Below are 14,068 nucleotides of genomic sequence, written 5' to 3'. Positions count from 1 at the left end.
CGGGATCGCGCGTCTTTTCCCAAATCCAAGAGCGTTTGCATTGCCGGAATCAGGGGCCGGCATTTTGGCGTTCACGCATTTCCCAAGCTCGGCGGGCGCGCGGCTCATGCCTCTTGACTTGAATTATCGCGATGGTGTCCAATTTTCGACATGGCTTTCGCGGAGAGGGTATCGATGATCTTGATCACCCGTCGGGCCGCGCCCTGGATCGGGGCTTAGCCCGTTCGCATCGCTTGGCCCAAGCGTCATTTATCCCGGCTTCATCGATCTTCGAAGAAACGGGCTCCGTTCATGTAGCAGTCATGATAAGCAGTGCAAAAGGCTGAGCAAAACAGCCATAACTTCGTTTGGATCCAGAACCGAACCCATGTCTATTTCTAATCTTTCTCCGAGCCTTCCGCGCGAACCCGAGACGAAGCAGATCGATCACAACGATTCGATCCGCTCGACATATCTTGCCATCGAGGACATCAAGGCGATCGGCGAGACGGTCGCCCGCGGCGGCGTCGACCGGCTGCCGGCTTTCGCCCCCTTCGATTTCTTCGCGCGCCACAAGGAAAACGAGAAGGAAATTCTGCGCGTCTACCGGACCACGGCGACTGATGTCGAAGCCGGCGAGACGATCACGCCGGCGGCGGAATGGTTGCTGGACAATCATTATATCGTCGAAGAGGCGATCCAGGAGGTGCGGCGCGACTTCCCCCGCCGCTTCTATCGCGAATTGCCGACTATGGTGGTCGGCGGCGTCGAGGTGCCGCGCACCCTCGTGCTGGCCTGGCTCTATGTCGCCCACACCCACAGCACGATCTCGCAGGAAAGCCTGACGGCTCTGGTCGACGGTTTTCAGGCCAGCGAGACGCTGAGGATCGGCGAACTCTGGGCCTTGCCTTCGCTTGTGCGTTATGTGCTCGTTGAAAACCTTCGTCGCATTTCCAGCCGTGTCGAAGCCAGCCGCCGCCTGCGCCGCCGCGCCAACGAGGCGGCCGACGAACTGGTGCGCCTGACCGACCCGGCCGCGGCGGCCAGTTATCTGAAGACGCTGGAACCGCTTGCCGAGGACAATACCTTCTCGACGCAGTTCCTCTATCGCATGCGTGACGGCTCGCAGACGTCGAGCCTGGCGATCACCTGGCTCGACGAGCGGCTGGAAGAACTCGGCCGCAACACCGAAGAGGCGACGACGGCCGAACATAGCCGCCTCTCCTCCGGCAACGTGACGATGGGCAACATCATCCGCAGCCTTCGCGAGATCGACGATGCCGAATGGTCGGTCTGGGTCGAACAAGTCAGCCATGTCGACAAGCTGCTCTGGGAGCATTCGGATTACGGCATCCTCGATTCCGGCTCGCGCAACAAATATCGCAAACAGATCGAAAAGCTCGCCAAACGCTCGCCGCTGACGGAAATGGAAATCGCCCAGCTGGCGCTCGACATGACGGATGCCGCCAAGGCTTCCGACGAACCGCAGCCGCATGAACCGAATGTCGGCGGCTTCCTGTCCGGCGCGCAGCGGCCGAAGCTCGAGGCGCGGGCGAACTATCGCCCGACGGTCACGCAGCATTTCGTGCGCGCGGTGCGCCAGTTCAACTGGCTGGCCATTGCCGTGCCGGTCATGCTTTTGACGGTCATCGCCATGGCGATCGTCGGCCGGTTCATGGCCAGTGCCGGCATGGGGGCGATCGAAATCGCCCTGCTGCTGATCATGTTCTCACTGCCGGCATCGGAGGGGGCGACGGGCCTGTTCAACACCGTGCTGTCCTTCTTCGTGACGCCGGCGCGCCTCGTCGGTTACGAGTTCAAGGAAGGCATTCCGGAGGATGCGCGCACCCTGCTGGTCGTGCCCTGCCTGATCTCGAACCGAGACAGCGTCGACGACCACGTGCGCAATCTCGAGGTTCACTACCTCGCCAATCCGCGCGGCGAACTCTATTTCGCGCTGCTCAGCGATTGGCCGGACAGCGAGGTCGAGGAAACGCCCGCCGATCTCGAGGTTCTCGACTATGCCAGGCGCGAGATCGCCAATCTTTCCGCCCGCTATGCCTATGACGGCAAGACGCGTTTCTATCTGCTGCATCGCCGCCGCCTCTACAATCCCTCCGAAGGCGTGTGGATGGGCTGGGAGCGCAAGCGCGGCAAGCTGCACGAGCTGAACATGCTGCTGCGCGGCGACCGCGACACGACCTATCTGCCGGGCGCCAACACCGTGCCGGCCAATGTGCAATATGTCATGACGCTCGATGCCGATACGCGCCTGATGCGCGATGCCGTCACCAAGCTCGTCGGCAAGCTCTATCACCCGATCAACCGCCCGGTGATCAACCCGAAAACCGGCCGTGTCGAAAGCGGCTACGGCGTGCTGCAGCCGCGCGTTACCCCGTCGCTGACGACGGGCAAGGACGCGTCGGTCTTCCAGCGCGTCTTTTCGATCAACCGCGGCCTCGACCCTTATGTCTTCACTGTTTCCGACGTCTATCAGGATCTCGCCGGCGAAGGCACCTTCACTGGCAAGGGTCTCTATCATGTCGATGCCTTCGAAGCCTCGCTGAAGGGCCGGATCGATGAGAACTCGGTGCTCAGCCACGATCTTCTCGAAGGCTCGATGGCGCGCTGCGCGCTCGTCACCGATCTCGAGCTGGTGGAGGATTTCCCGATCCGCTACGAGGTCGAGACCTCGCGCCAGCATCGCTGGGCGCGCGGCGACTGGCAGCTGCTGCCCTATATGTTCAATCCGAAATACGGCGTCACGGCCCTCGGCCGCTGGAAGATGTTCGACAATCTGCGCCGCTCGCTGACGCCGATTGCCTGGTTCTTCGCCTCGGTGCTCGGCTGGTATTTCATGAGCCCGCTCGGCGCGCTGATCTGGCAGATTCTGCTGATCTTCTGCCTGTTCGTCGCGCCGACGCTGTCGCTGATCAACGGTATCATTCCGCGCACCAGCGATATCATCGCCCGCGCCCATCTCTATACGGTCTGGGCCGATATCACCGCCGCCAATGCGCAGGTCGCACTGCGGATCGTCTTCATCGCCGATTCCGCCGCCATGATGGCCGATGCGATCGGCCGTTCGCTCTACCGCCTGTTCTTCAGCCGCAAGCTGATGCTGCAGTGGCGGACCGCCGCCAGCGTTCAGGCCGGCGGCCAGGGAAAGCTGATCTCCTACTATAAGGCGATGTGGCATGCGCCGGTGCTGGCGCTGCTGGCGCTTGGCTTTGCGGCCCTGCCCGGCGGCAGCGCCTTCGTCGTCGGCATTCCCTTCGCGCTGTTGTGGATCCTCTCGCCTGTCGTCGCCTGGTATGTCAGCCAGTCGGCCGAGACCGAGGACCGGCTCGAGGTCGCCGATTCCGTGTCGAGCGAGTTGCGCAAGATCGCCCGGCGCACCTGGCGTTATTTCGAGACCTTCACCACGGCCGAGCAGAACTATCTGCCGCCGGATAATATTCAGGAAACGCCGCATGTGATCGTCGCGGCGCGCACCTCGCCGACCAATATCGGCGTCTATCTGCTCTCCGTTGTCTCCGGCCGGCAATTCGGCTGGTTCTCCTTCGAGGAGACGCTCGAGCGGCTGGAGCAGACGATTTCGACGATCGACCGAATGGAGAAATTCCGCGGCCACCTGTTCAACTGGTATCACACCGATACGCTGCAGACGCTTGGGCCGCGTTATGTCTCGGCTGTCGACAGCGGCAATCTCGCCGGCCATCTGATCGCCATTTCGTCGGCCTGCCGCAATTGGGCCGAGGCGCCGTCCGCCCATATGCAGGGCAATCTCGACGGCGTCGGCGACACGGCCGGCATTCTCGGCGAAGTGCTGGCGGACCTGCCGGATGACCGCAAGACCGTGCGGCCGCTACGCCGGCGCCTGGAAGAGCGCATTGTCGGCTTCCAGAACGCGCTTGCCGCCGTCAAGCGCGAGCATGAATTCGCCTCGATCCGCATCATCAACCTTGCCGTTCTCGCCCGCGACATCGAGAAGCTCGCCGCCAATCTCGACCATGAGGTCAAGTCGAAGCAGAGCGAAGAGGTCACCCAATGGGCGGCATCGCTGGTGAAGGTCTGCGAGGCGCATATATCAGACAGCACCTTCGACCTGTCCAAGGTCGATGCGCTGAGGCCGCGCCTGGTGGCGCTGCGCGACAAGGCCCGCGATCTGGCTTTCTCGATGGATTTCGGCTTCCTGTTCCGGCCGGAACGGCGCCTGCTGTCGATTGGCTACCGCGTTGAAAGCGGTGAACTCGACCAGGCCTGCTACGACCTTCTCGCCTCGGAATGCCGCCTGACCAGCCTGTTCGGCATCGCCAAGGGCGACCTGCCGACGGAGCACTGGTACCGCCTCGGCCGCCAGGTCGTGCCTGTCGGTTCGCGCGGCGCGCTGGTCTCCTGGTCGGGCTCGATGTTCGAATATCTGATGCCGCCGCTCGTCATGCAGGAGCGCGGCGGGGGCATTCTAAACCAGACCAACAATCTGGTCGTCGTCGAACAGATGAATTATGCCCGCAAGCTCGGCATTCCGTGGGGCATTTCGGAAGCGGCCTTCAATGCCCGCGACCATAACCTCAACTATCAGTACACGAACTTCGGCGTGCCGACGCTCGGCCTGAAGCGCGGCCTCGGCCACAATGCGGTCATTGCGCCCTACGCCTCGCTGCTCGCCAGCCAGTACGACCCGCCGGGCGCGCTCGAAAACCTGCAGCGGCTGCGCAAAGTCGGCGCGCTCGGCAAGTTCGGCTTCCACGATGCCGTCGACTTCACGCCGACGCGCGTGCCGGAAGGCAAGAAATGCGCCGTGGTCTACAATTATTATGCCCACCATCACGGCATGTCGATCGCAGCCGTCGCCAATGTCGCCTTCAACGGCCATCTGCGTGAACTCTTCCACTCCGATCCGGTCATCGAGGCAGCGGAGCTTCTGCTGCAGGAAAAGGCACCGCGCGATATTCCGGTGATGAGCGGCAAGCATGAATCCGACACACCGGCCAGCATTCAGGACGATCTGCTGAGGCCGGAGATCAGGAAGATCAGCGATCCGGCCTCGCGCGACCGCGAACTCGTATTCCTGTCGAACGGCCATTATTCGATGATGCTGACGGCGACAGGCGCCGGTTATTCCCGCTGGAACGGCCTTTCCGTTTCTCGCTGGAAACCCGATCCGACCGAAGACCGCTGGGGCAGCTTCATCTTCCTGCGCGATACCGCGACGAACGAATGGTGGTCGACGACCTCGGAGCCGAAGGGTGTCGAGGGCGAAAAGATCAAGGTCGAATTCGCAGACGAGAAGGCGCAGTTCACCAAGACGGTCGGCGACCTCACCAGCGAGGTGGAATGCATCATCGCGACCGAGCATGATGCCGAAGCCCGCCGCGTCACCCTGCTCAACATGGGTGGAGAAGACCGTTTTATCGAAGTCACCTCCTATCTCGAACCGGTGATCACCTCGGACGATACCGACAATGCGCATCCGGCATTCGCCCGGATGTTCGTCAAGACCGAGATCGGCAAGCGCGGCGACGTCATCCGCGCCGAACGCAACAAGCGCGATCCGAACGAGCCGAACATCAGCATTGCGCATCTGATCGTCGACAATGCCGGCGATACCCGCCACACGGAATTCGAGACCGACCGCCGCAAGTTCCTCGGCCGCGGCCGCGGTCTTGCCGATGCGGCGGCCTTCGATCCGGGCGCGACGCTTTCCGGCAGCGACGGCTTCATGCTCGATCCTGTGATGTCGCTGCGCCGCACGGTGCGCGTGCCGGCCGGCAAGAAAGTCAGCGTGATCTTCTGGACGATCGCGGCACCGAGTCGCGACGAAGTCGACAAGGCGGTCAATCGCTACCGTCATCCCGACGCCTTCACCCACGAGCTGGTCCAGGCATGGACGCGCACGCAGGTGCAGATGCGCCATGTCGGCGTCACCTCGCAGCAGGCGGCGGCCTTCCAGCATCTCGGCCGCTACCTCGTCTATCCCGACATGCAGCTGCGCAAGGACGAGGCGACCGTCGAGGCCGGCCTGCAGTCACAATCGGCGCTGTGGCCGCTGGCGATCTCCGGCGACTTCCCGATCTTCACGCTGCGCATCAATGATGACATGGATCTCGACATCGCCCGCGAGGCGCTGCTGGCGCAGGAATACCTGCGCTCGCGCGGCGTCACCGCCGATCTCGTCATCATGAACGAACGCGCCTCTTCCTATGCGCAGGACATGCAGCATGCGCTCGACGCGATGTGCGAAAACGTGCGCCGCATGGGCCAGGCCGACGGGCTGCGCCAGCATATCTTCGCGGTTCGCAAGGACCTGATGGAGGAGAGCACCTATCATGCGCTGATCGCGGCTTCCCGCGTGACGCTGCATACGAAGAACGGCAAGGTGGTCGACCAGATCAACCGCGCCGTGGCGCTCACTGCACCCTCCAAGGAGGAGCTGCAGGAGATGGAACGGGCCGAGCGCAACAAGGAGGCCCCGGTCAAGCGTGTCGCGCCGGTGCCGCCGCCGGTCGTGCCCGCCGTCGTCATCGAGGAAGAAGGCGATCTCGACTTCTGGAACGGCATCGGCGGCTTTGCCCGCGACGGACGCGAATATGTCGTTCGCCTGCCGGGAGGTCACGCGACGCCGCAGCCCTGGATCAATGTTATCTCCAACGACAGGTTCGGCTTCCACGTGTCGGCCGAGGGCGCGGGCTTCACCTGGAGCGCCAATTCGCGCGACTATCAGCTGACGTCCTGGTCGAACGATGCGGTGATCAACCGCTCGGGTGAGGCGTTCTATCTGGCCGATCTCGACAGCGGTGCGGTCATGACGCCGTTCGCAGCGCTTTCGCGCCGGCCGGACATCCGTTTCGAAGCCCGCCACGGGCTCGGCTACACCGTTTTCTCCAGCGTTCAAAACGATATCGCGCTGGAACTGACGCAGACGGTCGACCGCGAGAAGCCGGTGAAACTGCAGCGCCTGCGCCTGCGCAACACCGGTTCGACCAGCCGCCGGCTGCGTCTCTACGGTTATGTCGAGTGGATCCTCGGCAGCAATGCGGCACGCACGGCGCCCTTTATCCTGTCTAGATGTGACGCGGAGACGGGGGCGCTGTTTGCCACCAATCCCTACAGCATCGATTATTCCAACCGCACCGCCTTCTTTGCAGTGAGCGAGGCGCTTTCGAGCTTCTCGGCAAGCCGGCGCGAATTCGTCGGCAAGGCAGGAACGATCCAGGCGCCGCAGGCTGTCATTTCAGCCGCCTCGCTTTCCGGCACGGCCGACCTCGACGGCGATCCGGCAGCAGCGCTTGCGATCGACGTCGAGCTGAATGCCGGCGAGGAGCGCGACTTCACCTTCTTCCTCGGCGATACGCCGACGGAGGAAGAAGCGCGCAGTGTCATCGCTGATATCCGCAAGGCTTCGTTCGACGATGTCGTCGAGGCGAACCGGGCCTTCTGGCGGGATTTTACCGGCAGGCTGCAGATATCGACGCCGGATCGCGGGATGAACAATCTCGTCAACACCTGGCTGCCCTATCAGAGCCTCGGCTGCCGCATCATGGCCCGCACCGCCTTCTATCAGGCAAGCGGCGCCTTCGGCTTCCGCGATCAGCTACAGGACACGCTGGCCTTTGTGCTGCACGAACCGTCGCTCGCCCGCCGGCAGATCCTCAATGCCGCCTCGCGCCAATTCCGCGAAGGCGATGTGCAGCATTGGTGGCTGCCCGGAACGGGTGCCGGCGTGCGCACGCTGATCTCGGACGACGTCGTGTGGCTCGCTTACGCGATCCATCATTATAGCAGCGTCACCGGCGATAAGAGCGTGCTCGACGAGGAAATCGCCTTCCTGGAAGGGCCGGCTCTGCTCGAAGGCCAGCACGACTCCTTCTACAGGCCGGAGATTTCCGAGGACAAGGCGAGCGTCTACGAGCATGCGGCGCTGGCGCTTGATCTCGCCATCGCCCGCAAGGGGGCAAACGGCCTGCCGCTGTTCCTCGGCGGCGACTGGAACGACGGCATGAACCGCGTCGGCATCGGCGGACGCGGCACCAGCGTCTGGCTCGGCTGGTTCCTGGCGGGCGCCTTGCGCTCCTTCATCCCCTACGCCGAAGAGCGCGGCGACACGGCCCGCACAGAGCGCTGGTCGGCGCATCTCACCGAACTGAAGAAGGCGCTCGAAACCGCGGCCTGGGATGGCGGCTACTATCGCCGCGGCACGTTCGACGACGGTGCGCTGCTCGGCTCCCGGGAGAGCCCGGAATGCCGGATCGATTCGATTGCGCAGTCCTGGAGCGTGCTGTCGGGCGAGGGTGATCCGGCCCGCGCCGTCACGGCGATGAATGCCGTGCTCGATCAGCTGGTCGACGAGGATGCCCGGATCATCCGGCTGTTCACGCCGCCTTTCGTCAATTCCGCCAGGGATCCCGGTTATATCAAGGCCTACCCGCCGGGTGTGCGCGAAAACGGCGGGCAATATACCCATGCCGCGACCTGGGTGGTGATGGCGCTGGCGGAGCTGAAGCGGGGCGACGACGCGTTGCGCTGCTTCCAGATCCTCAACCCGATCACCCATGCGCTCGAGAAGGCTTCGGCGGAGCAATACCGCGTCGAACCCTATGTGGTGGCGGCCGACGTCTACGGCCATGATCCCTACACGGCGCGCGGCGGCTGGACCTGGTATACCGGCTCCGCCGGCTGGCTCTACCGCGCCGCCGTCGAGGGGATCCTCGGCATCCGGCTGAAGGGCGACCGGCTCTACGTGCGGCCGTCGCTCCCTTCGGAATGGGACGGTTTTGCGGCAGAGGTGGAACAGGGCGGCGGCAAATACCGTATTTCGGTCTCAAAAGCGTCCAATGACAGCGGCTACACTCTGTCCATCAACGGCTGCGAAGTCACCGATCCCGAAGAGGGATATCCGCTCGGATAACAGCGTTCTCCACGCTGAAAAACACGGCGATTCACGACGGCCAAAAGGGAACCCTTTTGGCCGTCGTCGCGTTTGCAAATCGGATAATAAGGAGACAACCATGGCTAGCACGCCGACCGAAGCCGTCGTCACCGGGCGCAGTTCCCTATCCGCAGCTCCGCCGATGCGTGACACCAGGCTCGACGTCTTGCGCGGCGTGGCGCTGATCATGATCTTCATCAATCATGTTCCCGGACAGATCTTCGAATATGTGACGACGAAGAATTTCGGTTTCTCCGATGCCGCCGAGGCCTTCGTGCTGATCTCGGGCATCGCCGTCGGCCTCGCCTATGGTTCCGGCTTCCGGCCGGGCAATCGGCTGAAGATGGCGATCAAGGCGGCAAAACGCGCCTTCACGCTCTATCTCGCGCACATGATCACCACCTTCATGACGCTGGCGCTGTTCATCTCAGGCGCATGGCTGTTTCACCGGCCGGGCTTGCTTGTCGAAATCAACATTCTGGCGGTGCTGATGAACCTCAAGGAGGGTATCCCGGCGCTGCTGCTGCTCGGCCATCAGATCGGCTATAACAATATCCTGCCGATGTACGGCGCGTTGATGCTGATGGTGCCGATCATCCTGCTTTTGAATGCGCGCAGCCCGTTGCTGGCGCTCGGCGTCTCCGGCACGGTCTGGCTGCTGGCGGGCATTTATGAGGTGGCGCCGCACAATATGCTGATCGAGAGTTACTGGTTCCTCAATCCGCTTTCCTGGCAGTTCCTGTTCACGATCGGCATCGTTTCGATGCTGCATATCAAGCGCGGCGGCACGATCCCGCGGCATCCGCTGCTGTTTGCGGCCGCTGCCGGCTACGTCGCGCTGTCTTTCGTCTGGGTGACCGGCCATCTGTGGGTCTTCGGCAATTCGCTGGCAGCGCTTGGCCTTCCCACGGTCATCACCGGTTTCGACAAGACCTTCCTGTCGCTGCCGCGGCTGCTGCATGTGCTGGCGCTGACCTATCTGGTCATCAGCATTCCGGCGCTCTCGCGCATTCTGCGTCGTCCGGCGGATCATCCGCTGACCATCCTCGGCCGTCATTCGCTGAATATCTTCGTCGCCGGCACGATCCTCGCAATGATCGGCCAGGTGGTGCTCTATATCACCAACAAGGACCCGCTGGTCGGCCCGCTCTTCGTCATCGCCGGCGTCGCAACGCAATTCGCCTATGCCTATTATCTCGAACGCAAGCGCCAGCAGGGCAAGGTCAAGGCCAAACTCGTTGCCGAGCCCGCCAGCATCCCGGTTCCCGTCCGCATCGGCGGAACGGCCAACGCCTATCGCCGGCCCGATCGGAAATAGGCATCAGATACGCCAGTGAGATGAAGCAGCCGGTGGCCAATGGCCGCCGGCTCAATTTCTATGGACGAGAATGTTCACCAGCTTGCCAAGCGGATCGCGCACATAAAAGCGCCTGACGCCCCAGGGCTCGTCGGCCGCCCCATACTCGATCGGAAAGCCGGCAGCCGACATTGCCTCGAAGGCGGCATCGAGATCATCCACCTCGATCGAAAGATCGGGCACCGGCGTTCCGGAACCGCCCTCGCTGGCGATGCTGAGCTGAATGTTCATCGGCCGTGCGGCGCCGAAGGTCGTGATCCAGCCATGATCCATGACGACGTCGAGACCGAGGATATCCTGATAGAAGCGCCGAGCCGGTGTGATGTCAGGCGCCTGGATATTGGCGACGATGCGCAGGACCTTCATGGGTTTGCTCCCGATGCTTGGTGACAAGGCGGAAGGTAGGAACATGGGCACGGTGGTCAATCGGGATTTGGCTTGGAATGGGGAGGTGGCGGCGCGGCGGCGTGTGGCACCCCCCTCTGCCCTGCCGGGCATCTCCCCCACAGGTGGGGAGATTGGCTGGGCGCGATGGTCCCCCCAAACAATGACCAACTGATGTTCCGCACCGTAGTAGAGAGGGATAGAGGGCCAACCACTGGCCAATCTCCCTCCTTGTGGGCGAGATGCCCGGCAGGGCAGAGGGGGTTAGCCACACGGCACACTGCAATGCATATCCGTCCACGGCGGCATTGGGAGGAAGCCAAGTCCTAAAATGAAGGCGCCTTACCCAGCCAAACAAAAAGGCCGGAAGGGAGCTACCCTTCCGGCCTTTGTCTTGGAACCCGAACCGATCAGGCGGCTTCGGTGGCGTGGGCCTTGCGGACCTCTTCGTCCGTCAGGATGCCGCTGGCGCGCAGCAGGGCGGCGAAGCGGCCGTTGCTGTGGCTGAGTTCGTCGAAGCTGCCCTGTTCGACGACGCGGCCGTCATCGAGGAAGAGCACCATATCGGCTTCGCGGACCGTCGACAGGCGGTGGGCGATGATGAAGGTGGTGCGATTCTCACGCAGATTGTCGATCGCGACCTTGACGCGGTTTTCGGTCTCGACGTCGAGCGCCGAGGTCGCCTCGTCGAGCACCAGGATCGGCGCGTCCTTCAGGATGGCGCGCGCAATCGCGATACGCTGGCGCTCGCCGCCGGAGAGCTTATTGCCACGTTCGCCGACATGCGTATCGTAGCGATCCTCACGGGTCTCGATGAAGTCGGCGGCGGCAGCAGCCTCGGCGGCACGGCGCATGTCCTCCTCGCTCGCACCTTCGCGGCCGAGGCGGATATTGTCGCTGATCGAGCGGTTCAGCAGGCCGGCATCCTGGAAGACGGTGGCGATGTGGCGACGCAGCGACTTGCGGGTCACCTTGGTGATATCGGTGCCGTCGACGAGGATCTGGCCGCCTTGGGCGTCGTAGACCCGCTGCAGCAGGTTGACCAGCGTCGTCTTGCCGGCGCCGGTCGGGCCAACGATCGCAACCGTCTGGCCTGCCTTCACCGAGAAGGAGACATTGTGCAGGCCCTGCGAGCTGTTGCCGAAGCCGAAGGAGACGTCACGGAATTCGATCGCACCCTTGACGTCCTTGATCTCGCCGTTGCCGGCCGGCTCTTCACGTTCCTGCACCGAGTCTTCGAGCGCATAGAACTCCTCGAGCTTGGAGCGGGCCTCGAAAATCTGCGTCGCGAACTGGCGCATCAGGTCGAGACGGCCGATCAGCAGGTTGGCAAAGCCGATGAAGGCGATGACGTCGCCGACGCGCAGCTGGCCGGCCTGGACGAGAATGGTGCCGATGATCAGGACCACCATCATCGCGATGGTCGACGCCATGCGGTTCAGCGCGCTGGCGATCGCCCACCAGTCGAGCACCGGATACTGTGCTTCGAGCAGGCGGTCGGCAAAGGATTTCAGCGCCTTGGTTTCAGCCTCGATGCGGTTGTAGCTGTGCAGGACAGAAACGTTGCTGATCGAGTCGCTGACATGCGAAAAGACGGTGTGGTAATGGTTTTCGACCGAAGCCTGGCCGTCTTTGGTTCGGCTCATGACGACGCGGCCGATCAGCCAGTAGGCGACGGCGAGCACCATGAGCACGGCGGAAAGGCGCAGGTCCATCGCCATTGCGGTCGGGATCAGAAGCGCAAGCGCAATGACCGTCGACAGATGGTTGCGCATGAATTCCAGCCAGAGGCCGAACAGCGTCTCGCAGGCGCGCAGCAATGTATGCAGGGCGTTGGAGGTGCCGCGCTGATGGTGCCAGCCGAGCGGCATGGAAATGATCCGACCGAAGGCTTCCGTCAGCAGCGTCGCCCGCCGGCCATGGGCCAGCCGGTCGGCCTCGCGAGCGACCAGGACGAAGGCAATCGTGTTGAAAACGGCGAAAGCCGCCCACATGAAAAGGATGGGCTTGACCTCACCCTTGCCGGAAATCGCATCGATAATGCGACCGAACAGGATCGGCTCGGCGATGGTAATCGTCGCCAGAACAATGTTTGCCACCACGACCAGGGATACGCGCAGCTTGTAGGCGCCAAGATAGCGCAGAGCTCTTGCATAGACCTTGAATAGCGTCACGTCGAACCTCTTGTGCATCTGCGAAAACGGGATGATGCCATGCTACAAAAGGCTACCTGAACCGGCGATTAACGGCATCTTCAGGGGTTCAATCCAGGCGACGATTAGCCCGATCGCACTATCTGAGGATGCGACGAGATTGGCTATGGCGCTGAAATTGTTACTCGGCTATACCCCCCGCAACAATTTGCGCTTGCATTTTAATTAATGTTTAGCGCAGCATTAAATTAGAGACTGCATTTTTTGGAAGAAGACCGTTTCGCGACCCATTTGAAAAGCCGCTGACGGCCTTGATGCGGGTGTCACGTCCGGGCAAGGGGCATTTTGTGAATATTAATTTATTGATTCAATTGCTTATAATTCTGGAAGAATCTCCGAACCCTCGGGCCGTGGTCACCGAGCTCGAGCAGGTGATCGGCAATTGCGGTTTCGAATATTACGGCCTGCAGCGCCATGTGCCGCAAAATCCGGTGCAGCAGGATCCGGAACCCCGGGCTGCCGCACTTGCCGGCCGCTGGCCGGAACAATGGCCGCAGATCTATACCGCGAAAAAATATGTCCTGATCGATCCGATGGTGCGCTATCTCGCCCATGCGCAGCGGCCTTTCCGCTGGCGGGAGAGTTTGGCAGCCTTCGGCAAGGATGCGCAGCAGCGCCGCATGGAGCAGATGATGGTCGATGCCTTCGGCCACGGCCTGGAAGACGGTTACATCTTTCCCGTTCACGGACGGAACGGCATTCTCGGCAGTCTCAGTCTCGCCGGCAAACCTGTCGATCTGTCGCCGGTGGAGATTGCCCTGTTTGAGGCGGTGGCGCGCAAGAGCTTCTGGCGATTGCTCGAGCTGAAAGACGAGGCGCAGGCGCTGGAAACCGTGCTGCCGGCCGACACGCCGCTGACGCGACGCGAAATGGAGATCCTGCATTATCTCGCCGAAGGCATGACCTCGATGGAAATCAGCAAGATGCTGAAGATCTCAAACCACACCGTCGACTGGTATATGAATGGCTTGCAGAACAAGCTGAAGGCGAAAAACCGGCAGCAGGCGGTGGCGCTTGCCTTCCGTCACCGCCTGATAAGCTAAAGCATGATGCCGAAAGTGTCAGCGGCTTTCATGCTAGAGTCTGTCAGCGCTAATCGGAATCGTGCGGAGATTCCCTTGCCTTTGATTTTGTGATTCAAGGTCATTGCTGGTGTGGAGGCCGGCAATGATGGTGCGACCTCTTTCTCTGGATTTGCGAACG

The 14,068-nt window shown here is 62.3% G+C and carries 5 protein-coding genes; 3 read left to right on the top strand and 2 right to left on the bottom strand.

The genetic code is table 11. From position 1 onward, the window contains the following. The first annotated feature begins 367 nt into the window (after positions 1-367). Both ATY75_RS06610 and opgC read left to right on the top strand, forming a co-directional pair. Positions 368-8,890: a glucoamylase family protein gene (locus ATY75_RS06610; RefSeq protein WP_088936920.1), complete on the top strand. Its 8,523-nt coding sequence runs from the start codon at positions 368-370 to the stop codon at positions 8,888-8,890. A 100-nt stretch (positions 8,891-8,990) separates the two neighbouring features. After that, entirely contained in the window at positions 8,991-10,229 is a 1,239-nt protein-coding gene (gene opgC / locus ATY75_RS06605) for an OpgC domain-containing protein (protein ID WP_065092553.1), read from the top strand. Between the two features lie 51 nt (positions 10,230-10,280). Here the strand turns inward: opgC and ATY75_RS06600 are convergent, their stop codons facing one another. Then, entirely contained in the window at positions 10,281-10,634 is a 354-nt protein-coding gene (locus tag ATY75_RS06600) for a VOC family protein (RefSeq protein WP_065092552.1), read from the bottom strand. Between the two features lie 428 nt (positions 10,635-11,062). Beyond that, positions 11,063-12,826, bottom strand: a complete 1,764-nt coding sequence (locus ATY75_RS06595; RefSeq protein WP_065092601.1) for a glucan ABC transporter ATP-binding protein/ permease — start codon at positions 12,824-12,826, stop codon at positions 11,063-11,065. Between the two features lie 326 nt (positions 12,827-13,152). Here ATY75_RS06595 and ATY75_RS06590 point away from each other — a divergent pair, with 326 nt between their 5' ends. Further along, complete coding sequence (locus ATY75_RS06590) at positions 13,153-13,908, top strand: LuxR family transcriptional regulator (RefSeq protein ID WP_064841485.1); 756 nt, start codon at positions 13,153-13,155, stop codon at positions 13,906-13,908. The last annotated feature ends 160 nt before the right edge of the window (positions 13,909-14,068 follow it).

The organism is Rhizobium sp. N122, assembly GCF_002211295.1.
Lineage (GTDB): Bacteria > Pseudomonadota > Alphaproteobacteria > Rhizobiales > Rhizobiaceae > Rhizobium.
Note: the sequence above shows the minus strand (reverse complement) of the source record. Positions and strands in the feature narration are given on the sequence as shown.